This window comes from Acrocarpospora corrugata (genome assembly GCF_009687845.1).
GTDB classification, from domain to species: domain Bacteria; phylum Actinomycetota; class Actinomycetes; order Streptosporangiales; family Streptosporangiaceae; genus Acrocarpospora; species Acrocarpospora corrugata.
The window spans coordinates 107,932-131,032 of the sequence record NZ_BLAD01000050.1 but is presented as its reverse complement, the minus strand read 5'-3'; the positions used below and the strand labels follow the sequence as shown (position 1 = coordinate 131,032).

The window sequence follows — 23,101 nt, the reverse complement described above, 5'->3', positions numbered from 1 at the left end:
CAAGAAGGGCGGCGTTCAGGCCGCCTGAGAATCCCCCTAGGAGCCACCATGCGTTTGAGCAAGGTCTCAACGTTGGCCGCGGGTGTCACCCTCCTGCTCACCGCCGGTTGCGGGGGAGGCGGCGAAGCCGCCGCTCCCTCGGCCGCGGCCACCCCTTCAGCACCGGCGCCTGGCGCCACCACCATCGTCGAGCCCACCGACGGCCCGGTGAAGCGGGCCCAGGCCGACCTGGTGATCTGGGCGGACGACACGCGCTCGCCGATCATTCAGAAGATCGCCCAGAAGTTCGCGACCGAGAAGGGCGTGCAGGTCGCCGTCCAGCAGCTGGAGTTCGGCGACATCCGCGACAACCTGGTCACCGCCGGTCAGGCCGGCGAGGGCCCCGATGTCGTCATCGGCGCGCACGACTGGCTGGGCAAGCTGGTCACCAACGGCGCGGTCGCGCCGATCGAGCTCGGCGACAAGGCGTCCCTGTTCAAGGACGTCGCGTTGAAGGCGCTCTCGTATGACGGGCAGCTCTACGGCCTGCCGTACGCGATCGAGAACATCGCGCTGTTCCGCAACACCGCCCTGGCGCCCGAGGCGCCCAAGGACTGGAACGCGCTGATGGACAACGCGCTCAAACTGGTCAAGGAGAAGAAGGCCACCGTGCCGCTCGGCCTCCAGGTCGGGCCGGAGGGCGACCCGTACCACTTCTATCCGGTGCACACCTCGTTCGGCGGCGGCATCTTCGCCACCAAGCCGGACGGCAGTTACGACCCGGCCCAGCTGACCATCGACGACGCGGGCGGCCTGGAGTTCGCCAAGGCGCTCGACTCGTGGAGCAAGAAGAAGCTGCTCTCGGCCGACCTGACCTTGGACATCGCCAAGGAGGCGTTCAACACCGGCAAGTCGCCGTACATGATCACCGGGCCGTGGAGCACGGAGGAGGCCCAGAAGGCGGGCATCAACCTGGCGGTCGACCCGATCCCGTCCGCGGGCGGCAAGCCGGCCGCGCCCTTCGTCGGCGTGCAGGGCTTCATGATCTCCGCGAACGCGAAGAACAAGATTGTCGCCAACGATTTCGTGGTCAACTACCTCGGCACCGCCGAAGTCATGACCGAGCTGTACAACACCGGCAAGCGTCCCCCGGCCATGATCTCGGTCTACGACCAGGTCAAGAGCGACCCGATCATCGCCGGTTTCGGCGCGGCCGGCGACGTCGGCCAGCCGCTCCCCAGCATCCCGGCCATGGACGCGGTCTGGACCGAGTACGGCCACGCCGAGCGCGACATCCTGCTCGGCAAGGGCGACCCCGAGAAGCTGATGAAGCAGGCCGCGGAGAAGATCCGCGCGAAGATCGGCTGATCTTGTGCCATTGACCACCACGGGCGGTGTGCGTCTCGGCGCTCACCGCCCACGTCTGGCCACCGGCCGGCCCACCTCCACCACGGCGCTGATCGGCAAGATCCTGCTGCTCGGCGCCATCAACGCCCTGGGCGTGTTCGGGCTGCTGACGGCCTTCGCCGTCGGCGACTGGGGTGTCTTCGGCTTCGTCGCGCTGGCCACCGTGGCCGCCGACTACGTCTACTTCAGCAAGCGGATCGAGGCCGGCAAGTATCTGCTGCCCGGCCTGCTGTTCCTGCTGGTCTTCCAGGTCTACATCGTCTTCCACACCGTCACGGCCGCCTTCACCAACGTCGGCGACGGCCACAACCTGGACAAGCCGCGCGCCCTGGAGCACCTGCTCGCCATCTCCGAGAAGCGGGTGCCCGACAGCCCGCTCTACCAGATCGTGGTGGTCACCGGCAGCGACGGCACGCTGGAACTGCTCGCCACCGACCCGCAGGGCGCGGTCACCCTCAACGGCGAGCCCGTCACCAAGGGCGTCACCCGGGACTCCACCGGCAAGGCCACCGCCGTGGACGGCTACCGCACGCTTCAGCTGCGCGACCTCACCACCCGCCAGGAGGAGGTCTTCGACCTGCGGGTTCCGCTCGGCGCGCAGGGCGCGCTGCGGACCCAGGACGGGGTGACCGGATTCCTGGCCCGGCCCACGCTGCGGCACGACGCGGCGGCGGACACGCTGACGGACGTGGCCAGCGGCAAGGTCTACCGGGCTTCGTCGTCCGGGTATTACGTGGCTTCTGACGGCACCAACCTCACGCCGGGGTGGACGGAGAACGTTGGGTTCGGGAACTTCGCCCGGGTGCTGACGGATACCCGGCTGCGCGGGCCGTTCGTGTCGGTGTTCATCTGGACGTTCGTGTTCGCGGCGCTGTCGGTGGTGTTCAACTTCGCGATCGGGTTGTTGCTGGCGTTGGCGCTGAACAAGCCGGGGATGAAGGGGCGCAATATCTACCGGTCGTTGCTGGTGTTGCCGTACGCGGTGCCGTCGTTCCTGTCGGCGCTGGTGTGGACCGGGATGCTGAACCAGACGTTCGGGTTCGTGAACCAGACGTTGCTGGGCGGGGCGGATGTGCCCTGGCTGAACGATCCCTGGCTGGCGAAGGGCAGTGTGCTGCTGGTCAATCTGTGGCTGGGGTTCCCGTACATGTTCCTGGTGTGCACGGGGGCGTTGCAGGCGATTCCGTCCGAGTTGAACGAGGCCGCGAAGATCGACGGCGCGTCGGCGTGGCAGCATTTCCGGCGGATCACGCTGCCGCTGCTTCTGGTCTCGACCGCGCCGCTCCTCATCGCCGCGTTCGCGTTCAACTTCAACAATTTCACGGTGATCTATTTTGTCACCGGCGGCGGCCCGAACCTGCCCGAGGCGCCGATCACGCTGGGCAGCACCGATCTGCTCATTTCGATGGTGTACAAGCTCGCGTTCGGCGGGGCCGGGCGGGAGTGGGGGTTCGCCTCCGCGATGTCCGCGATGATCTTCGTCATCGTGGCCGCCATCTCGGCGTTCGGGCTGCGCAGGACTCGGTCGCTTGAGGAGACGTACTCATGAGGCGCTGGCTGGCCGACACCGGATGGCGGCACCTGGTCGGAATCGCCATGCTGGCGTTCGCGCTGTTCCCGCTGATCTTCGTGATCAGCGCGTCGGTCAACCCGCGCGGCACGCTGACCGCCTCGGCGACCCTGTTCGACGGGGCCTCCCTGGACAACTACCTGAAGCTGTTCACCACGCCGACGCTGCCGTACACGCGCTGGTTCGCCAACACCATGATCATCGCGGGGGCGACCGCGGTGCTGACCGTGCTGCTGGCGGCGAGCGCGGCCTACGCCTTCTCCCGGTTCCGGTTCAAAGGCCGCCGGTTGGGGCTGCTCGGGCTGCTGCTGGTGCAGATGTTCCCGCAGGTCCTCGGCGCGGTCGCGATCTTCCTGCTGATGGCGCGGATCAAGGGCGTCTTCCCCGGCATCGGCCTGGGCACCCAGTGGGGGCTGGTGATGGTCTACCTGGGTGGCGCGATGGGCGTGAACACCTACCTGATCAAGGGCTTCTTCGACTCCATCCCGCACGAACTCGACGACGCCGCCAAAGTCGACGGCGCCAGCCACACCCGGATCTTCTTCACCATCATCCTGCGCCTCGGCGCGCCCGTACTCGCCGTGATCGGCCTGCTGGCCTTCATCAACACCGTCAACGAGTTCCTGGTCGCCAGCGTGATCCTGCAATCCCCGTCCGAGCACACCCTCGCCGTCGGCCTCTACACCCTCATCTCCGAACGCCTCTCCGCCAACTGGGGCGTCTTCGCCGCGGGCGCCCTCATCGGGGCGATTCCCAGCGTGCTGCTGTTCCGTTTCCTACAGCGCTACATCGTGTCCGGTCTGCTCAGGGGGTCTGTCAAAGGATGAAACTCGCGCTCGTGCCGCACCACGACGGTTCGGCCCTGCACGTGCCGGAGCAACGCCCCACATTGGGCGACACCGTCCCGGTCTTTGTACGGCTTCCGCATGGATACCCGGTCGACGCCGTCTACCTGCGCTCGGGCTATGACGGCGAACCCCGTTACGCGCGGGCGGTCGTCGACCGTCAGGACGCGCTGGAGGTGTGGTGGCGCGCCGACCTGCTGGTGCACAACCCGGACACGCGTTATCGGTTCCTGCTCGATCGCGGTGACTACGGGCACACCTGGCTGCACGCGGGCGGATTGAGCGACCACGACCCGGCTGACGCCACCGATTTCCGGTTGACCACGTTCGGCGGGCCGCCCGCGTGGGTGGACGACGCGGTGATCTACCAGATCTTCCCGGATCGGTTCGCCAAGTCCGGGCGGGTGGAGCTGCCCGCGCCGGACTGGGCGATGCCCGCGCAGTGGACCGACAAGGTCATCGACCGGGGGCCGCAGGCCGGGGTGCAGTTCTATGGTGGCGATCTCTACGGGATCGCCGATCGGCTGGACTACCTGGTCAAGCTGGGGGTGGACGTCGTCTATCTGACGCCGTTCTTTCCTGCGGCGTCCAACCATCGGTACAACGCGACCTCCTTCGATCAGGTGGATCCGCAGCTGGGCGGGGACGCCGCGCTGGCCGCGCTCACGGCCGCCGCGCATCGGCGGGGGATGCGGGTCATCGGGGATCTGACGACCAACCATTCCGGGGACACGCATGAGTGGTTCCGGCGGGCGATGGCTGATCCGTCCGCGCCGGAGGCGTCGTATTACTACCTGGATGGGGATGGGGGGTATGTCGCCTGGTTCGATGTGCCTTCGCTGCCGAAGCTCAACTGGGGGTCGCCCGAGTTGCGGGAGCGGGTGCTGGAGGTGGCCGGGCGGTGGTTGCGGCAGCCGTACGGGCTGGACGGGTGGCGGATCGACGTCGCCAACATGACCGGGCGGCAGGGCGCGGAAGATCACTACCATGACGCGGCGCGGGCCATCCGGGGCGTCATGGGCCAGGAGAAGTACCTGTTCGCGGAGCATTTCCACGACTACACGGCCGACCTGCCCGGCGACGGCTGGCAGGGTGTCATGAACTACGCCGGTTTCGCCAAGCCGGTGTGGTCATGGCTGACGCCGTACCACCGGGGGCCGGTCATCCCCGGGATCCCGTTGCCGCTGCGGGCACTGCCCGGCGAGCGGACCGCCGCCACCATGCGCGCCTTCGCGGCCGGCGTCCCATGGTCGGCGACCAACGCCAACGTCACCCTGCTCAGCTCCCACGACAGCCCGCGCATCCGCACCTTCCTCGGCACCGCCGAGCGGGTCGCGGTCGCCGCCGGCCTGCTGTTCACCTATCCCGGCACCCCAATGATGTTCATGGGCGACGAAATCGGCCTGGAAGGCGCCAACGGCGAAGACGCCCGCATCCCGATGCCGTGGGACGACCCGGTACGTTTCGCCGAACCCACCTACGACGTCTACCGCGAACTCATCGCCCTGCGCCGCGCCCACCCCGCCCTGCGCACCGGCGGCCTACGCTGGCTGCACGCGGCCCCCGACACCCTGCTCTACCTGCGCGAATCCCCAGAAGAACGCCTCCTCATCCTGGCCTCCCGCGCCCCCCACACCCCGCTCCAACTTCCCGCCGCACTCGCCCGCGACATCCCCCACAACGTGTACGGCGGAGCCCAGACCACCCTGGACGGCGACACCCTCACCCTCCCCGGCGACGGACCCGCCTTCCAGGTCTGGTCCCTCTGACTCCCGGCTCGGATCAGGCGCGAGCCGATCCGAGCCGGGCCATTCTCACGTGTCACCCAGGTCCACGAGCACGTCCCTGAGGATGTCGGCGAGCGCGCGCATCCTGTCATCCGGGAACGGAGGTGATCGACGCGACCGGGCTGATCGTGCTCCCCGGCCTGGTGGACACCCACCGGCACCTCTGGCAGAGCCTGCTGCGCTCCTACGACGTGAACGCCACCCTCGGCGACTACCTGAACTTGATCATCGGCCGCCTCGCCCCCGCCTTCACCGCCCCCGACGTGCACACCGCGAACCTCTTCGGCGCCCTGGACGCACTGGACGCCCTCGACGCCGGAATCACCACCGTCTACGACTGGTCGCACATCCAGAACACCCCCGAGCACACCGACGCCGCCCTCGACGGCCTCCGCGAATCAGGCATCCGCGCGGTGTTCGGCTACGCCCACCCCGCCGTACGCCGCGAAGACGAACTGCGCAGATTACGCCCCGCCGGCCTGATCGCCCTCGCGCTCGCCGCCACCGGCCCCGTCTACGGCCCGATCCCCGACGCCATCGCCGACTGGCGCCTCGCCCGCGAACTCGGCCTGCCCATCAGTCTGCACGGCACCGGCTCGGGCCCCGTCGAACTCCTGCACGCCCACGGCCTCCTCGGCCCCGACGTCCTGTTCGCCCACGGCAACGGCTTCTCCGACGACGCCGTCAAACTGATGGCCGACTCCGGCGCCACCGCCTCCATCGCCCCCGCCGTCGAATCCCAAATGGGCCACGGCACCCCGGAAACCGGCCGCTTCCGAAACGCCGGCATCCCCACCGGCTTGGGCGTCGACACCGTGGTCACCGTCCCAGGCGACCTCTTCAACGTGATGCGCGCCGCCTACACCCTCGAACGCGCCCGCACCCCCATCACCCCCGCCGCCATCCTCAGCATGGCCACCATCGAAGGCGCCACCGCCCTCGGCCTCGCCGACCGAATCGGCTCCCTACGCCCCGGCAAACAGGCCGACGTCCTCCTCCTCCGCCCGAACACCCCCACCCACGACCCGATCGGCGCGGTGCTCACGGCCGACCGCGCCGACGTGCACACGGTTCTGGTCGCCGGGGTCGCAATGAAGAAGGAGGGCCGTCTGCCCGGTTTGGACCACGCCCGAGCCAGGGCCGTCCTGGCGACGGAGCATCTGACGCATCGTGCTAGATCGCTCTGAATCATATCGAATCGATTACATCGCAATGTATTGAGCCGTCAAGATCCTCCCGGTATGCCTACATTTGATATGCGTGACAGGGGCCTGACTCAATCTGGGTCAGAACGCATCACCGGGAGGGCTGGCGTGGCCGACGTGTCGGAAGGCGGGGCGATTGAGTCGCGCGCGCGCCGATTGCGGCTCGCGGCCACGCTGCGCCGCCTCCGGGACCTCTCCGGGCTGTCGGGACGAGAACTCGCCCAGCGGATCCAGATCAGCCAGTCCAAAGTGTCGCGCATCGAATCCGGGGCGACGATGCCCTCCCTGCCGGAAGTCCAGCGCTGGGCCTCTGCTGTGGAAGCACCACTCGACACCAGGGAACGGCTCTTCGACCTGACGCAGGCGGCGATGTACGAGACGCACGCCTGGCGCAGCGCCCTCCAGTCCCGTCCGCACCTTCAGGACGACTTCTACGAGCGGGAGTCCGCGGTCCGGCTGATCCGCAACTTCCAGTGCGCGGTCGTCCCCGGGCTGCTCCAGACCGCCGCGTACGCGCGAGCGGTCTTTTCGCTGGCCAACCAGCCGTACGAGAAGGAAGCTCTCGCCGGCGCGACGGCGAGCCGCCTGTTCCGTCAAGAAGCCCTGTACGAGGGCGACCGCCGATTCGACTTCCTGATCACGGAGGCGGCACTGCGCTGGCGCCCAGGATCGCTTCCGCTGTCGCTCGCCCAGCTGGATCGCATCACCTCGGTGAGCACCCTGGACAACGTCTCCATCGGCCTGATCCCGCACGGCCGCCAGTCGGTCGTCCTGCCACTCCACGGCTTCGTCCTCTACGGGGACGTGTACGCCGACGACGAGGACGCCGACACCTTCGTCGAGGTGGAGACCAGCCACGCCAAACTGACCATCACCGACGCCGACATCACGCTGTACGAGAAGCAATGGTCGCTGCTCACCAATATGGCGATCTTTGACGATGCCGCACGAGGGTTCCTCACCGAACTCGCCACCGAGGTACGTCATGAGATGAGCTAGCCATGTCCGAGCCCGCAACGGCTCACCGGCCGGTTCCTGATCGTCTCCACGAAAAGGGCCGCGACCCTCCGGCCGCGGCCCTCGATCTCCGTTCCGCGGCGCCGTCAGGCGAACGAGCCCGCCAGAACGTCGAACTCCCCGTCGCGAACTCCGGCGCAGAAAGCGGCCCACTCGCCGGGCGTGAACGAGAGGACGGGCCCATCCGGGTCCTTGGAGTCGCGGACCAGGATCGCGCTCACGACGGCGACCTCGACGCACTCTCCGACGGTCCCGCTGTGGATGCTCTTCTTGAAGTTCTTCATGGTGCTCTCCTTTTCGGATTTCCGGGCGGCTCTTCCGCCCACAGCACCAAGCATCGAGAACCTGGTTCGCCGGGTAGTTCGCCGATTTGTGCTGCGGACACCTCGAAAATCCCTCCTATTACCTCGCACGACCTCGCACGACTCGGATGAAGGAGTGACGTGACACGGTCCGACGGAGGAGCGCTCTTGGAGATCGAGCTGCTGGGACGCGTCAAGGTGCGCGTCCGCGGCACACCGGTCGACCTGACGCCCAAGCTGCAATTGGTGCTGGCCTGCCTGGTAGAGCGGCGGGGCGATCCGCTCTCCGCGCAGAGACTGGCCGAACAGGTCGCCGCTGAAAGCGATCCCTACGACCCGGTCAAGTATGCCCACTCGAATATCGACAGGCTGCGCTCGAAGCTGAAGGCCGTAGATCCGTCAATCGACACATTGATACCGGACAACCACGTGCGGGCCGGATATCGCCTGTCGGTCGACGGTCTCGATGTGGATGTCCATCGGTTCCAGGATGCGCTCAAACAAACACGGGCAGCCGGTGACGACGCCGAATTCGTCAGGCTTTCCGAAGCGGCGCTGAAGGAGTGGGGCGACATCCCGCAAGGTCTCCGTGGCGGTGAGCCTCTCACCGGCCTGCCGGGCCTCTGGGCGGAGGGGTATCGCGGCGAACTCCAGATGAGCTATCAGAACGCGCTGCTCGCCTGGATAGAAGCCAAGATCAAGCTGGCGCAGTTCCGCGAACTGCTCCCCATGCTGAAGAAGCTGTCCAGCGATCCCGAGCCCGACGAGAAGATCGCGGAACTGCTCATGGTTTCGCTCTATCGAGCCGGTCGTTCCAGCGAAGCCGTCCGTGTATTCGAGCGCATCAGCGACCGGATCCAAGCCGAACGGGGAGTGGCGGCGTCTCCCCGTCTCGAAGAGCTGCACCTGCGGATCAAAGCCCGGGACCCGAGCATCGACCTGCCGCCGCTCTCCGTGACGACCCTGGTCAACCAATCCAAGGAGCCCTTGATGAACGACGACGAACAGCAGCCGATCACCGAAACCGTGCGCGAGGAGATTCACCCGAAGATCGACAAGGTCGGCGCGCTCGCCACCGGCCCGCACGGGCTCGCCATCGGGGCCCAGTGGAACGTGTCCGGAACCAACGCCCGGATCTTCCACAGCGACGGCGACATGAAGATCGCGGATAACCCCGAGGACGAGACATGAGCGAGGAGGACCCGCACCGTCTCGAAGCCGAGGACGACGAGATCGCGCAGCCGGACGATCAACTGGCCCTGGAGAACCGGGAACGGATGCTCCGGCAGGAGGGACTGTCTCGCCTGTATCCGGCCTCGATCGGAGCAGCCGCCTTCGGCGACGGAACCGCCATCAAGACCCAGCTCAACGGCCCAGGGAACGGCCGGATCTACCACGCCGACGGCGACATCCACTTCGGCGGACCACCGGATGAGCGACCAGCACCGATACCGCTGAACCAGGACGAACTCACACGTCTCACCCGGCGATACATCGTCTCCACCGAGGCCCTGTCGACCCTGCTCGACGCCACCAGACCCGGACGAGTCCAAGCCCTGATCGGACCTCCCGGCACGGGCCGGACCACAGTGGCCCTGGCCGCCCTCACCCGTTTCGGAACCGACGCCCAGGTCGCCATCCTGGACGGAGCCGACCCGCGCCGCCTGCGTCCCTCCGACCTCAAGCCGATGACCGGCTATCTGCTGAACCCCGGCGACGCCGACTGGACCCGCGGCAAGACCCAGGTGGTCTTCCAGCACCTGGTCCACCTCGCCACCCAGACGAACTCCACGTTCGTGGTGCTGCTGGACGAGCGGGCGCTTCTCACCCCCGGCCAGCGCACCCAGTTCGCCATCCACGTCCCGCCGCCCGCGCCGCACGTGTTCGAGCGATGCCTGGCCTTCGGCCTCCGCGACCGGGGCATCGAACTCGCCGAGACGCAGGCCCGCCACTGGGCCGGCCACGTCCGGATGCGCGAGGAACTGAACACCGTCACGCGGCCCTCGGACGCGCAGGCGCTCGCCGCGCTGATCCTCTCGCGCGTCCGGCACGGACGAGCCCCCGACGAGGTCATCGCGGAGGTCTGCGCCGAACGCCCCTGGCGGCTCCGCGGTCAGGCCGAGAAACTGCTGGCCCCCGACCAGGGGACCAATGCTCCCGGAACGCCATGGGAAGCAGCCAAGGAGGCGAAGGCACGCCTCTACCGCCTCAGTTTCCTCCTGGCTCTCGCCGTCCTGGACGGCAAGCCGATGGTCACCATCACCACGGCCGCGCTGGCCCTGGCCGACGACGTCGAAGCCGTCCGTGATGGTTCGGACGCCCCCCAATCCACCTGGTCGGCCTTCGACGAGACGTTGACCGGATGGCTCGACTACGCCGAAGCCGAGAACGATCACCAGCGTGACGGCACAGAACGGCGCATCCGGATGAGGGTTCCGGCCCTGATCCCGATGCTCCTGGACGTGGCCTGGCACAACCATCCGACCCTGCGCACGCCGCTCACCACCTGGCTGGAGCGGCTCACCCAGGACCGGAACCCCGAGATCCGGATGGCCGCCGCGCAGGCCATCGGCAAGCTCGCGACCTACGACTACTCGGCGATCGAGAGCCATTTCTTCCGTCCGTGGGTGAGTTCGTACCGGATCGGCGCGCACCGCCTGGCGGCCTGGGCGCTGGAGACCGCAGCGCAGGAACCGCGCTGCACCGAACGCGTACGGATGCTCCTGAACGCGTGGGCGCGCGGCACCCTGGCCCAGCGCTCGGTGGCCGTCCGGGCCTACGCCACCTCGCTCGGCCTGCGATACGTCGGTGACACGCTGATCGGGCTGCGGCGGATCGCGCCCTCGACCCGGGCCGACCTGCGGGCGGAGGTGGCGCGCGCGATGGCCGAACTCTCGCGGGGCGGGCTGCATCGCGAGATCGTCGGCGAACTCGCCCAGTGGGCTCGGTCCGAGAACGACGGCGTGCGGACGGTCGCCGTCGAAGCGATGCGGCGGCTCGCCGTGATCGCGCCCGACCGGGAGCCGGACCAGCTGTTGCTGCTCGGGATGCTCGCGGCGGGCGACCGGGCCGTCCGCACCCAGATCATCGACCTGTGGCGCAACGCGCTGGCCGACAAGAAGGGCCGGGCCTGGTCGGCGCTCGCGCGCTGGGTCCGGCAGGTCGAGCTGGAGCCGTCGCTGGTGGCTCCGGTCGGTCACCTGCTCAACCGGCTCGGGTCAGAACCCTGGCTGCGCGAACGCCTGTTCTTCTACCTGAAGTGGTGGCGCAGCCAGGCCGGATCCACCCAGACGTTCGACAACCTCCTCGCCTACCTCTGATCGGAGGAACCCTCGATGACCAAGACCCGCCCCCCACTGAGAAGCGGTTTCCGCTCGTGGTTCCGGTCAGCGCCGGCCCAGCGGATGTACACCCACGTGATCGACCAGCCGTTCCTGTTCCCGGCGCCGACGAAGGACGACGCCTACCAGTTCGATGTGGTGGTCCGGCTCCAGTGGACGGGGACCGGCCACTGCTCCCTGCTCGCGCTGAACGCCGAGATCGACCGGAGCCGGGAGCGGTTCCGCTGGTTCGTGAACGACACCGTCCGGCAGATCGCGCGCGGCTTCAAGCCGTACCGTCCCGAGGAGGCCGAGGCGGCGGTCAACGCCAGGCTGCACGGCGTCCGGGTGGTCGAGAACGGCATTCACCTGGAGTGCACCGCGGTGACCAGGGTCGTTCCGCCGCAGGCGGTGGTTCAGCAGTTGCAGCAGGTCTGGCAGCAGCGGCTGGAGCGTGAGGCCGGGCACGAATCGGCGGTCCGGGAGATCGGCACGCTGATCGAACTGCGCACCCACTGGCGGCAGTTCCTGTCGGATGGAATGGAGGACTGGATCACGCCGTACGCGGTCCGGCTGGCGGGTCACGAAAACCTCGCCAAGGTCACGGACGCGATGCTGGCCGACCGGCACAAGGCGGCGCAGGAACTCCTTGAGCGGATCAACCGGCTGGTGGACGCGCAGCAGGCCGCCAACGTCTTCGACTTCGTCCAGGGCAGCGACACGGTCCTGCGCAGGACGCTGGAAATGCTGGGACTCCCCGTCCCCGAATCGGCCCGTGGATCGATGTTCGGCCCGGACGACGTACCGCCTCAGAACGGACGAGGAAGGGGTTGAGCCGAGATGGCCATCCCGGGATGGTTGTGCGGGCAGTGCGGCTCGGCCGCCCGTGAATGGGCGCAGTGCCCGGACTGTGGCGCGAGCCTCGTCGCCGATCACCTGCCCGCGTTGCGCCGCCGCGCCCCGGCTCTCCGGGCACTCGCGGTCACCACTCTTGTCGGGATCGTTCTCGTGGCGGCTCTGCTGATGGGCTACTGAACCGGTGTCGTGTCAGGGGCCGACCCGACCGTCGTCCAGCAGCAGGCCAAAGTGATCGACGACCTGCTCCGGGCGAGCCAGCCCGGCGCTGTGGAACCCGATCGCCACCCGAATCACGGCCTGAGAAGGATCTTGATGGCGCCGTCTTGTTTCTTTTGGAACATTTCGTAGCCGTGGGGGGCCTGGTCGAGGGGGAGGCGGTGGGTGGTTAGGTCCATTACGCCTAGAGGGTCGGTTTCGTCGTTGACGAGGGGGAGGAGGGCGTCGGTCCAGCGTTTGACGTTGGCCTGGCCCATGCGGAGGGTGATGGCCTTGTCGAACATGCGGAACATGGGGAGTGGGTCGGCGGCGCCGGCGTAGAGGCCGGCGATGGAGATGGCGCCGCCGCGGCGGACGAGGTCGATGGCCATGGTCAGGGCGGCGAGGCGGTCGACGCCGGCGTTGGTCATCAGGGTGGCGGCGAGTTTGTCGGGGAGCAGGCCGGTCAGGGATTGGGCGAACTTGGCGGCGGGGGAGCCGTGGGCTTCCATGCCGACCGCGTCGATGACCGCGTCGGTGCCGCGGCCGTTGGTGAGTTCGCGGATCGCGGCGGGGACGTTGTCGGTTTCGATGGTGTCGACGGTTTCCGCGCCGTGGCGGCGGGCCATGGCGAGGCGTTCGATGAGGTCGTCGACGGCGATGACGCGGTAGCCGAGGTGGCGGGCGATCCGGCACGACATCTGGCCGATCGGGCCGAGGCCGAGGACGGTGACGCTGCCTCCGGCGGGGATGTCGGCGTACTGGACGGCCTGCCAGGCGGTGGGCAGGACGTCGGAAAGGTAGAGATAGCGCTCGTCCGCGGGACCGGCGGGGACCTTGATCGGGCCGAACTGGGCCTGCGGGACGCGCAGGTATTCGGCCTGGCCGCCGGGGACCTGGCCGTAGAGCTTGGTGAAGCCGAACAGGGCGGCGCCGGTGCCGTATTCGGGGCTCTGGGTGGTCTCGCACTGGGCGTACAGGTGCTGGCCGCACATGAAGCAGTGGCCGCAGGAGATGTTGAACGGGATGACCACCCGGTCGCCGGGTTTGAGGTTGGTGATGTCGGAGCCGACGTCGGTCACGATGCCCATGGCCTCGTGACCGAGGATGTCGCCTTCCGCCATGAACGGGCCGAGCACCTCGTACATGTGCAGGTCTGAGCCGCAGATGCCGCTGGAGGTCACGTTGATGATCGCGTCGTTCGGCTCCTTGATCGCCGGGTCGGGGACCTCGTCGATTCGGACGTCGCGTTTTCCGTGCCAGGTGAGCGCTTTCATGTCTCCTCCTCGGAGCGTGCGGAAGGGCGGCGGGCTCAGGCGGGCCGGTCAGTCTTTGCCCATGGCGGCGCGGATCGCGTCGCGGGCGCGGTCCATGATGGCCGCCGGGGGTCCCAGCAGCATGTGCTTGGTGGCGGATTCGACGCCGGGGTGCGGGCGGGTCGGAGCCAGCGCCTCGGCGGCCTTGACGCCTGCCGTCATCGCGCGCAGTTGCGGGCCGGTGGCCTTCTCGCGCAGCTTGGCGAACTCGTACTTCTCCTCGGCTTCGGCGTGGGCGAGCACGTCGGTGCGGAGCTCGTCGAAGTACTTGAGGAAGTCCGGGTTTTCTGTGCCCATCTCGTCGAGCTGGATCAGCAGCTCCTTCGCGGAGTTCTCCTCCTGGAGCCGCTGGTCCACGATCCGCTCGCCGCCGGCGATGGTCTTGCGGACGTACGGGTGGACGAGTTCCTCTTCGGCGGTCTCGTGGATGGCGAGCAGGCGGACGAGGTGGTGGAACACGTCCTGCTGGGCGGCGCCCTTGCTGGTGACGACCTCGTCCATGAGCTGGCGGATCTCGGCGTGCTGGCGGGTCAGGAACGTGATGACATCCATGTCGGTGTCTTTCATGAGTCTTCTTCCTGTTTCGTAGTTAAACGTCACGCATGCCCATGAAAGTCGGATTGAACCGGGATGGCATAGCCCGTACGCCCGAATTGGCGTGCCGATGGGAGAGAACGCATCGTTTGTTGGGGCGAGCTTGGGGCTAAGAACTGTCGCGCGAAATCGCGTTGTGCAGATCCCGGGTCCTGGACGAGGGGAGCGCGCCGAGTTCGCTGGCGAGCGTGGCGCGCAGGCGCTGGTAGGCCGTCAGCGCCCTGGCCGGCTGCCGGAGCAGGTGATAGGCGACCATCAGCGACCGGTAGGCCGCCTCGTCGAGCGGATCGGTCCGCACGGCCGCTTCCGCCGTCGCGGCGGCGGTGGCCGCGTCCCCCACCCGCAGCGCCGCCTCGGCCCGCGCGTGCCGCGCCTGCCTGAGCAGCTGGGCGTGCAGCGCGTGCGCCGGCTGGGCCCAGGCCGAATCCAGCGCCACGGCGCCATCGAGCAGAGCCAGCGCGTGTACGGCTGCCGCCACCGCGGACGCCAACTGCCCGCTGGACAGGTACGCCTCCGCGTCCCCCACGCACCCGGCGGCGTCGTGAAGATCGACCCGCACCGCGTCTCCGAGCCGGTAACCACTGCTCCGGGCACCGCTGATCACCTCGGCGCCGAGCCTGGAACGCAGCCGGCTGACCAGGGTGGCCACGTTCTCGGCGGCCTGCCGGGGCGCTTCGCCGTCCCACACCACCTCGATGATCCGATCGACCGAGACCAGACGCCCCCGCCGCACCGCCAGCAACGCCAGCAGGGTGCGGGCCTTAAGGCTGCCGATCTTCGTGGCGGGCAGCTGGAGTCCGTCCCGGTACGGCGAACCCGCCGACCAGTCGCAGCCGCAATCCCAGCCCACCCACAGGACACACAAAGGGTGGCGTTCCAACCGGTTCCACGCCGTTCCATCAGAGATCAGGACGCGCGCGCGGCGGTCACCAGCGCGGCCAGGTCGAGATCGTCGCCGCTGACCTCGGCCAGCCAGGGGTCACCGATGTACTCGAACGTGTCCGTGTCGGTGTCGAGAAGGGCGACGCCGCCGGCGGCTACGCTCTGGCCGGGATTGACCGGCTCGGGACTCCACCTGGTGATCTTTGGGGGGACCAGCTGGGCGAGAGCGTACGAGCGGGTCCGGCCATACTGCCGGGGGCCGCTCTCATGGTGATAATGGCCGCTGACGTGCAGGCGAGGCTGCAAATGCTCGATGAGAGCGGTCAACTTGGCGGACCCCTGCGTCACGCCGTGGACGTTGCGGGACATCCCATGCGGGCCATCGTGCGTGATCAGGATGTCCACGCTGCCCGGGACGGCGGCGCGGAACTGCGCGTAGGCGTCGGGGTCGAAGTCCAGCCTGCCCGGCATGTCGGCCAGACCGAGAAAGCCCACCCGCTGCCCGGCGACGTCTACGACCTGCCCACAGGCGACGTGCCGGTATGCGCCGAGCGGGTCGACCGGCGTCACGGCGGCCTCCCCATGCAGGGTGGCCAACCAGTCATGATCTTCATGATTGCCACTGACGAACAGAAACGCAGGCACTTCTTCGAGCGCGAGCCGCACCCCTTCGGCGAGCCGGGGCGCGGGGTCCAGCAGCCGGAAGAAGTCACCCTGGGCAGGGCTGTCCGCGGCGAAACGGCGGCTGGGTTCGTCCCAGCGCTCGGGAGAGGGAAACGCGCCCAGGTCACCGACCTGAATCAAGGCATCGAGCTTGATCCCGCGCCGATGCCGGAGCATGACCGCCGCACCGAGCGCGTGCAGCACATACCCATGAACATCTCCAAAAAATGCGATCTTCATCGCAGCCAAGTCTAGGACTGGCCCTCGATTAACGGGCCGGGAATTCCGCGCCAACCGGAGATGAATTGCCGAGTCGGCGTCTGACGAATGCGTAATGGGCGGTGCGTATCATTGGGCGGGCCGATTGACCGGATTCATGAAGAGGTGGCCCTTGCCGAGTGCCGTGGGTGACTATCGGCTGGTCAGCCGCATCGGGCAGGGTGGCCAGGGCGAGGTTCATCGCGCGGTCACACCGGCGGGGGCCGAGGTCGCGGTCAAGTTATTGCACGCCACGCTTTCCGACGACGACGGCGCGCGCCGCCGATTCTTCCGGGAAGTGGAGCTGGCCCGCCGGGTGGCGCCTTTCTGTACGGCCCGGGTGCTGGACGTGGGCGTCCAGGACAATCAGCCGTACATTGTGAGCGAATTCGTGCCGGGCGCTTCACTGCACCACGTCGTGCGGCAGGAGGGCCCGCGGACCGGCGGCGGCCTGGCCCGGCTCGCCGTGGCCACCGCGACCGCGCTGGCCGCGATCCACCGGGCGGGAGTCGTGCACCGGGACTTCAAGCCGGGCAACGTCATCATGGGCCCGGAAGGCCCGGTGGTCATCGATTTCGGCATCTCCCGGGCGCTCGACCACACCGTCACCCACACCGGCTCGATGGGCACGCCCGGCTACATGGCACCGGAACAGGTCGCCTCCGGACAGGTCGGCCCGGCCGCCGACGTCTTCAGCTGGGGCGCCACGATGGTGTACGCGGCGACCGGCCAGGTCGCGTTCCGCGGCGACTCGGTCCCGGTGGTCCTGCATGCCCTCCTGTACGGCACGCCCGACCTCTCCGGTGTCCCCGACAATTTACGCCCCCTTATCGCGAAATGTCTCGACAAAGAGCCCGGGAACCGGCCCACCGCCGCCGACCTCGTCCGAACCCTGACCGGCGACGACGCCCCGGCACGCACCCCCGCACCCGACCTCCCCCTCCCTCCCACGGCGCACCTCCCTCCCACCGAGCAGCGCACCGAGCAGTCCACGGCGCAGCCCACAGAGCAGCTCCCTCCCTCGAAGAGGTCCAGGCGGCCGGTCCTGCTGGGAACCGCCGCTCTCGTGGCCGCGGCGGCGGTGCTGACGGCCTACATCCTGTGGCCCCAGAACGACCCCGCAGACCCCACCCAAGCCACCACATCAACCCCGAGAGCCGGCACGACAACTCCACAAACCAGCACAACCCTTGTGCCCTTCGGCGCCCCCGTCGGCCCCCCGATCAGCGTCCACACCGACGACGTCCGCACCATCGCGATCGGCCGCCTCGGCGACACCCCCATCTCCGTGACCGGCTCCGACGACAACACCGCCCGCGTCGTCGACCTGGCCAACGGCACCGAACTGCCGCCCACCCTCACCGGCCACACCAAATGGGTGCGCTCAGTCGCGATCGGCACCCTCGACAACGCCCCGATCGCCCTGACCGGCAGCGACGACGGCTCCGCCGTGATCTGGAACCTCGACACCCACAAGCGCAGCGGCCCGCCCATCGACGCGAACCAGGGCGGCGTCAAAGCCGTCGCCCTCGGGGACCTGGACGGCACCCCCATCGCCGTCACCGCCGGCGTCGACGAGACCGCCAGAATCTGGAACCTCCGCACCCGCGAACAGATCGCCGAGCTCACCGGCCACACCGGCACCGTCTGGGCCGTCGCCCTGACCCGCCTCGACGACATCCCGGTCGCGGTCACCACCGGCGACGACAGCACGATCCGCGTCTGGAACCTCCGCACCGCCCGGCAGATCGGCGCCCCGATAACCGGACATCAAGGCTGGGTACGCTCGGTCGCGGTGGGCGAACTCGACGGCAAGCCCATCGCCCTCACCGGCGGCGAGGACAACACCGCCCGAATCTGGGACCTCTCCACCGGAACCCAGCTGGGCGAGCCCCTCACCGGCCACACCAGCTTTGTCTGGGCGGTCGCCCTGACCCAGATCGGCGGCAAACCCGTCGCCCTCACCGGCAGCGAGGACAAAACCGCCCGAGCCTGGGACCTGACCACCGGCGAACCGCTTGGCCCCCCGCTCACCGGCCACACCGAATGCGTCTGGAGCGTCGCGTTCGCCGAACTGGACGGCCACCCGGTCGCCGTCACCGGCAGCAAGGACGAAACGATCAGACTCTGGCGTCTCGCCTAGCGCGGCGAATTCGCCGGATCGAAGTGGCTCCCCGGGTGATTTCACCGGATCGAAGTGGCAGCCGCGATCGCGGCTCCCCGATCGCGGCTCCCCGATCGCGGCTCCCCGAGCCGGTGAATCAGTGCCCGCCGCAGCACGCCCGTGGATCGAGGATCTCGAACGGCACCAGCCCGATCGACCCGTCCGGCAGCAGTCCTGGCGTCGTCGCCAGCGTCAGCACGCCGGTCTTCCGTTCCGGCCGCAGGTATCCCCGCGTGTCCAGCATGATCTCCGGTTCGGCCGGGTCCGGCGAGGCCAGCACCGACACTTGCTCGATCGCCGACCGTTCGAGCAGTTCGGCCACCGTGAGCACGCCGGACAGGCCGGGGGAGCCGGGGAAAACGACCGCACGCCCGCCGCCCGCTTCGAACTCGGCCAGTGCCTGCCCGGCTCCGGCCGCCAGGTCCTCAGGGCCACTGCGGTGGGAACCCCAGGCGACGCCGTACTCTGCCGGAAGTTCTCCCGGGGCGAGCACGAGGGTGATCGCGACGTGGGGCCGGCCGACCCGCACGAAGTGCGTACAGGCCAGGACTGGCGGGCCGAGCACCGTCGCCACTTCGTGGATCAGGTGCTCGGCCGAGGCGACGTCGGGGCTGCCGGCGTCGACTGCCAGGATGGTCATCCGCGCGGCCGCACCCAGAGCGGGTTGCTGTAGAACCACAGGTCGAGCCACGGGTCGGCGTCGCCGAGCACGTCCATCTTCGGCCCGGCCGGGTCCACGCCGGGGCCCAGCAGGCCCACCTCGGAGCGCTTGCCGTCGGTGCCGCGCACCCGCAGGTAGATCGGCCGGTCGACCGGGCCGAGGCCGTACACGAACCGGATGGAGCCCTTCGCGCCCGGGGTGACCTCGAAGGACTTGATCACCTTCGTGGCCGGGGTGGTGAACACGTCGGGGTTGGCGGCGGGGCCGGTGACCTCGCCCTGGATGACGTCCACCCGGGCCAGCACCGGCACGAACTGCGCCCAGTTCGGCTCGGCGGCCAGGTCGATCTCGATGACGAGCTCGATCGGGGTGCCCTTGCGTACGGTCAGCGTGTCGCCCAGCGTGATGCCGGGCTCCGAGCGGTGCCCGGCGGCGCGGGCGCGCACGTCCAGGCCCTTGATCAGGTTGCCGTGGTCGACCCAGACCCTGCCTGCGCGCAGGCCGCGCATGACGGCCGCGTAGGAGAAGTCCTCGGCGCCGACGTTGGTGCGGCTGTAGAAGCCGGGCCAGAAGTCGCCGGCGGTGACCTGGGTGGGCTGGCCGTAGACGGGGTCGTTGTAGCGCCCGTTGGCCTCGAAGTCGCTGTTCGGGCCGCGCTGCGCGGTGTCGCCGTACACCTGGTGGGCGTCGGAGTTGGCGGTGATCCACCAGGGCTTGCCCTCAGCGAGCAGGCTGTCCCAGAGGCCGCCGACGGTGGAGGTCATCCAGTCGAAGCCGCCGAAGGTGCGGTAGCTCTCGACCGGGTAGCCGGGGAACGAGGCCGCGCTCGGGCTGCCGCTGTAGAAGCCGCGCCCGCTGCCGGGACCGAGCGGCGCCTTGATGCCGGCCGCCTGGTGGCCGGGCGCGCCTTCGAAACCGACCGCGATGCTCGGGTCGGAGTCGCGCCAGGCGCGGATCTCGTGCGGGGAGTCGACGCCGCGTCGCGCCGGGTGGTTGGCGAAGAACAGCGCGTCGGGGATGCGGCGGCGGCGGACCTGCTCGCCCAGGAACGCGATCCCGGCCACGGCCAGCGCCTCGTTGGCCGGGGTGCCGTCGCCGGCGTTCTTGACCGTGCCGTCGTAGGCGTTCTCGAACTCCTTCAGGACCGCGACCTCGTTGCGGCCGGGGTGCACGAAGACGGTGGCGTGCTCAGCCGCCGGAATGTTCCACTCCAAGCCCTGAAAAATCAGGACATCCTCGAACGCCTCGCGGGCCTGGACGATGTCCGGATTCACCTTCTCCACACCGATCCTGGCGTGCGCCACACCGCCGTGGTCAGTGATGACCATCCAGTCCAGCCCGTACGCGTTGGCGTGCCGGACATGGTCGACCACCCGGTAGTAGCCGTCGCTGCTGTGCTGGGTGTGGATGTGGTGGTCGCCCGCCAGCCACTGGTAGCCGTGGCGCGGCTCCCGCCCGGGGTGCCGCGTGGTGGCCGCGGCGGCCGGCGTGGCGACCGCTCCCGCGGCCATCGCCGCCGCGCCGAGCAGCCCCGCCCGGCGCATCAGCGACCGCCGGTTCAGCTCGCCGGGCTCCAGCTCCCGGTCCGGTACGGACAGGTCGCCCGCGTGATCGTGCCCATGATCGTGCTGGTCATCGTGATGATGGTGGTGGCCCATGATGTCTCCGTTCGGTCCGGTACCGACCGACCCTGGGCCACCGGGGAGAACACGCGATGACAGAGATCAATCCGCTGAGTGAAGCGTGTCCGTTGATCGGGGCCACTGGTTTCCCCAGGAGACGTCGCGGGCCCGCTGGTAGAGCTCGCCCTGCCGCTTGGACACGATCTCGTCGGTGATGCCGGGTTCCGCCATGCACAGGCGCATGGTGACCATGCCCTTGCGCAGGGTGGGGTGGCGCAGGACGCGGCCGGCGGCGCGGGGCCAGGGCCGGCGGGCGGCGGCGACGTAGGAGAACTTTTCGTCCTCGAAGCTCAGGGCGCCGACCTTGATCTGGCGGTGCAGGGCGGTGCGGTTGAGCCGTACCGAGAAATGGCACCAGTCGCGCCCGCGCGGGATCGGGCAGGCGCGGTCGTGCGGACAGGGCGCCACCAGCGACAGACCCTGATTTATCAGGGTCTGTCGGGCGGCGAGGATTCTGGCGTATCCGGCGGGCGTGCCGGGTTCGACCAGCACGATCATCTCGGCGTCGGCGGCCACCGAGCGGACCACGCTCTCCTGCACGGCGGGCGGCAGCTCACCCAGCACGTACGACATGGTGACCAGATCCGCCGGAGGTTTATCCACAGAGCTGTGGATAACTCCGCGCTTCCACACACCCGACCGCACGACCGCGCTCTCAGACCGTTTCGCCAGCCATTCCCCCATGGCGATGGCCTTGGGAGACTGCTCCAGAACCGTCACGCTCTCCAGCGAGGACCAGACCTGCGCCGCGGCCCACACGGACGCCCCCGTGCCGCCACCGATATCCACCTGCGTCCGCGGCGCGAACCCCGGCGTCAACTCCGCCGTATGCCGCAAAGCCGCCGACACCGCCGCGAACGTGGCAGGCATCCGATACCCGGCATACGCCGCCACATCGATGGCCGAATCGAGGATGACATCCGCCGGAGCGCCGCCCTCCCGGTACTGCCGCATCAGATTCTGTACGGATCGCGCCATGTCAGCGGGAGCGAATCTCCTGAGCGCCGCGTCGAGTGCGTCATAGAGATCGCCCGGCAGCCCGGCCGTGACGGTCATGAGGTTGTCGCTCCAAGGTCCAGGACGGCCATGCGTCAGTTCAGTAGGTGACCTCCTAAGGTCGTGTCGATGATAAAGAACGGTGAGGGGGTGTCGCGATGCCGAAACCAGCGTGGTCACAGGAGGAGAGCCGGCGCCACAATCTCGGCGATCTGCTCCGGCAGGTGCATGTGGCGGGCCCGCTCTCCCGGTCGGCGCTGGCCGAGCGGATGGGCCTGAACCGCAGCACGATCATGGGCCTGACCGCCGAACTCACCGCCGCCGGCCTGGTCCGCGAGGAACTCCCCGGGGAGACCGGCCGGGCCGGCCGCCCGTCCCTGGTCGTGCGGGCCGAGTCCGACCGCGTCTACGTGCTCGCCTTCGACGTCCGGGTGGACCGCCTGGTCGCCGCCAGGGTGGGCCTGGGCGGCAAGATCCTCGACCGCCGCGAAACGGTCCGGCAGCGGGCCGGGGCCGACCTCGACGATGTCGTCGGCGTGCTCGCCGAGTTCGGCCGGGAGATGTACCGGCGCTCGGACGGGCTGTGCGTGGGCGCCGGCGCGGCCTACTGCGGCATGATCCGCCCCGGCGACGGGATGGTGCGCTTCGGCCCAAACATGGGCTGGGTCGACCAGGCGTTCGGCGCCGAACTGGGCCAGCGGCTCGGGCTCGGCCTGCCGGTGCCGGTGGGCAACGAGGCGCACCTGGGCGCGCTGGCCGAACACGTCAGGGGCGTGGGCGCCGGCGTGCAGAATCTGGTCTACCTGCACGGGGACGTCGGCGTCGGCGGCGGGATCATCGTGGGCGGCAAACTCCTGGACGGCGACGGCGGCTACGGCTGCGAAGTCGGCCACATGATCGTGAACCCGTACGAGGGACGTCCCTGCGGGTGCGGTTCGCGCGGCTGCCTGGAGGCGGAGGTCGGCGAGCAGGCCCTGCTGGAGATGGCCGGCCGGTCCGCGGAGCTGGTCGGCCGTGACGGTATTTCGGCCGTCGTGGACGCCGCGGCCAACGGCGACGAGGCGGCGGCCGAGGCGCTGCGCCGGATCGGCGACTGGCTGGGCATCGGGGTGGCCAATCTGGTCAACCTCTTCAACCCCGGCATGGTGATCTTCGGCGGCATGTTGCGCGAGGTCTACCGGGGTTCCGCGGCCCAGGTGCACAGCCGGGTGGCGGCCAACGTGCTGATGATCTCCCGGGAGAAGCTGCAGCTCAGAACGGCGGCCCTCGGATACGACTCAACCCTGGCCGGCGCGGCCGAACTGGCCTTCGCCGAGCTGCTCGCAAGCCCGCTGGAGGTGCTCGCCCGGCTGGAATCCGCATAGCCTGCGAAGATCGTTCAACCTCTGTACGATCAGTTG

General features: G+C 68.9%; 20 protein-coding genes. 12 read left to right on the top strand and 8 right to left on the bottom strand.

Translation table 11 applies throughout. The features are described from left to right. Window positions 1-48 precede the first annotated feature (48 nt). The 6 genes from Acor_RS17425 (at window position 49) to Acor_RS17400 (ending at window position 7,792) form a co-directional block, all read left to right on the top strand. Window positions 49-1,347: a sugar ABC transporter substrate-binding protein gene (locus Acor_RS17425; RefSeq protein WP_170316975.1), complete on the top strand. Its 1,299-nt coding sequence runs from the start codon at window positions 49-51 to the stop codon at window positions 1,345-1,347. Between the two features lie 28 nt (window positions 1,348-1,375). Then, window positions 1,376-2,935 (top strand): ABC transporter permease subunit, encoded by a 1,560-nt coding sequence (locus tag Acor_RS17420; protein WP_246238702.1) that lies wholly within the window; start codon window positions 1,376-1,378, stop codon window positions 2,933-2,935. Continuing rightward, window positions 2,932-3,783 carry a sugar ABC transporter permease gene (locus tag Acor_RS17415; protein WP_155337716.1) on the top strand — a complete coding sequence of 284 codons (852 nt, stop codon included), beginning with the start codon at window positions 2,932-2,934 and terminating at the stop codon, window positions 3,781-3,783. The genes Acor_RS17420 and Acor_RS17415 overlap by 4 nt, the downstream gene beginning before the upstream one ends. Next, window positions 3,780-5,570 (top strand): glycoside hydrolase family 13 protein, encoded by a 1,791-nt coding sequence (locus Acor_RS17410; protein ID WP_155337715.1) that lies wholly within the window; start codon window positions 3,780-3,782, stop codon window positions 5,568-5,570. Before Acor_RS17415 ends, Acor_RS17410 begins: the two co-directional genes overlap by 4 nt. Before the next feature lie 122 nt (window positions 5,571-5,692). After that, window positions 5,693-6,775 carry an amidohydrolase family protein gene (locus tag Acor_RS17405; RefSeq protein ID WP_155337714.1) on the top strand — a complete coding sequence of 361 codons (1,083 nt, stop codon included), beginning with the start codon at window positions 5,693-5,695 and terminating at the stop codon, window positions 6,773-6,775. Window positions 6,776-6,901: 126 nt separating this feature from the next. Next, window positions 6,902-7,792, top strand: coding sequence for a helix-turn-helix domain-containing protein (locus Acor_RS17400; RefSeq protein WP_155337713.1), 891 nt, complete (start codon window positions 6,902-6,904; stop codon window positions 7,790-7,792). 104 nt (window positions 7,793-7,896) lie between these two features. Here Acor_RS17400 and Acor_RS17395 read toward each other — a convergent pair whose 3' ends face one another. Continuing rightward, window positions 7,897-8,094 carry a DUF397 domain-containing protein gene (locus Acor_RS17395; RefSeq protein ID WP_155337712.1) on the bottom strand — a complete coding sequence of 66 codons (198 nt, stop codon included), beginning with the start codon at window positions 8,092-8,094 and terminating at the stop codon, window positions 7,897-7,899. Window positions 8,095-8,280: 186 nt separating this feature from the next. On the opposite strand from Acor_RS17395, the gene Acor_RS17390 reads away from it, so the two are divergent. Genes Acor_RS17390 through Acor_RS17375 form a run of 4 tightly spaced genes read left to right on the top strand, consistent with a single transcriptional unit; the run spans window position 8,281 to window position 12,467 of the window. Then, window positions 8,281-9,303 (top strand): AfsR/SARP family transcriptional regulator, encoded by a 1,023-nt coding sequence (locus tag Acor_RS17390; RefSeq protein ID WP_170316974.1) that lies wholly within the window; start codon window positions 8,281-8,283, stop codon window positions 9,301-9,303. Then, the gene (locus tag Acor_RS17385; protein ID WP_155337710.1) at window positions 9,300-11,432 is read left to right on the top strand and encodes a P-loop NTPase family protein; all 2,133 of its coding nucleotides are present in this window, start codon (window positions 9,300-9,302) and stop codon (window positions 11,430-11,432) included. The genes Acor_RS17390 and Acor_RS17385 overlap by 4 nt, the downstream gene beginning before the upstream one ends. A 15-nt stretch (window positions 11,433-11,447) precedes the next feature. Beyond that, the gene (locus Acor_RS17380; protein WP_155337709.1) at window positions 11,448-12,266 is read left to right on the top strand and encodes a hypothetical protein; all 819 of its coding nucleotides are present in this window, start codon (window positions 11,448-11,450) and stop codon (window positions 12,264-12,266) included. A 6-nt stretch (window positions 12,267-12,272) separates the two neighbouring features. Then, window positions 12,273-12,467 carry a hypothetical protein gene (locus Acor_RS17375; RefSeq protein ID WP_155337708.1) on the top strand — a complete coding sequence of 65 codons (195 nt, stop codon included), beginning with the start codon at window positions 12,273-12,275 and terminating at the stop codon, window positions 12,465-12,467. Window positions 12,468-12,580: 113 nt separating this feature from the next. Here Acor_RS17375 and Acor_RS17370 read toward each other — a convergent pair whose 3' ends face one another. The 4 genes from Acor_RS17370 to Acor_RS17355 form a co-directional block, all read right to left on the bottom strand. After that, complete coding sequence (locus Acor_RS17370; protein WP_155337707.1) at window positions 12,581-13,762, bottom strand: zinc-dependent alcohol dehydrogenase; 1,182 nt, start codon at window positions 13,760-13,762, stop codon at window positions 12,581-12,583. 48 nt (window positions 13,763-13,810) lie between these two features. After that, a complete protein-coding gene (locus tag Acor_RS17365; protein ID WP_155337706.1) occupies window positions 13,811-14,368 on the bottom strand; it encodes a hemerythrin domain-containing protein in 558 nt (185 codons plus the stop codon). Window positions 14,369-14,504: 136 nt separating this feature from the next. Then, on the bottom strand, window positions 14,505-15,275 hold the full coding sequence (locus Acor_RS17360) for an AfsR/SARP family transcriptional regulator (protein WP_155337705.1): 771 nt from the start codon (window positions 15,273-15,275) through the stop codon (window positions 14,505-14,507). 26 nt (window positions 15,276-15,301) lie between these two features. Then, window positions 15,302-16,180, bottom strand: a complete 879-nt coding sequence (locus Acor_RS17355; protein WP_155337704.1) for a metallophosphoesterase family protein — start codon at window positions 16,178-16,180, stop codon at window positions 15,302-15,304. A gap of 151 nt (window positions 16,181-16,331) precedes the next feature. Here Acor_RS17355 and Acor_RS17350 point away from each other — a divergent pair, with 151 nt between their 5' ends. After that, window positions 16,332-18,341, top strand: a complete 2,010-nt coding sequence (locus Acor_RS17350; RefSeq protein WP_170316973.1) for a WD40 repeat domain-containing serine/threonine protein kinase — start codon at window positions 16,332-16,334, stop codon at window positions 18,339-18,341. Between the two features lie 118 nt (window positions 18,342-18,459). On the opposite strand, the gene Acor_RS17345 is transcribed toward Acor_RS17350, so the two are convergent. The 3 genes from Acor_RS17345 to Acor_RS17335 all read right to left on the bottom strand — a co-directional run bounded on the left by Acor_RS17345 (window position 18,460) and on the right by Acor_RS17335 (window position 21,761). Beyond that, window positions 18,460-19,002 (bottom strand): hypothetical protein, encoded by a 543-nt coding sequence (locus Acor_RS17345; RefSeq protein ID WP_155337702.1) that lies wholly within the window; start codon window positions 19,000-19,002, stop codon window positions 18,460-18,462. Beyond that, window positions 18,999-20,681, bottom strand: coding sequence for a PHP domain-containing protein (locus Acor_RS17340; RefSeq protein ID WP_155337701.1), 1,683 nt, complete (start codon window positions 20,679-20,681; stop codon window positions 18,999-19,001). The genes Acor_RS17345 and Acor_RS17340 overlap by 4 nt, the downstream gene beginning before the upstream one ends. A 66-nt stretch (window positions 20,682-20,747) precedes the next feature. Beyond that, window positions 20,748-21,761, bottom strand: coding sequence for a small ribosomal subunit Rsm22 family protein (locus Acor_RS17335; protein ID WP_155337700.1), 1,014 nt, complete (start codon window positions 21,759-21,761; stop codon window positions 20,748-20,750). 98 nt (window positions 21,762-21,859) lie between these two features. Here Acor_RS17335 and Acor_RS17330 point away from each other — a divergent pair, with 98 nt between their 5' ends. Beyond that, entirely contained in the window at window positions 21,860-23,065 is a 1,206-nt protein-coding gene (locus tag Acor_RS17330; RefSeq protein ID WP_155337699.1) for an ROK family transcriptional regulator, read from the top strand. Window positions 23,066-23,101: the final 36 nt, after the last annotated feature.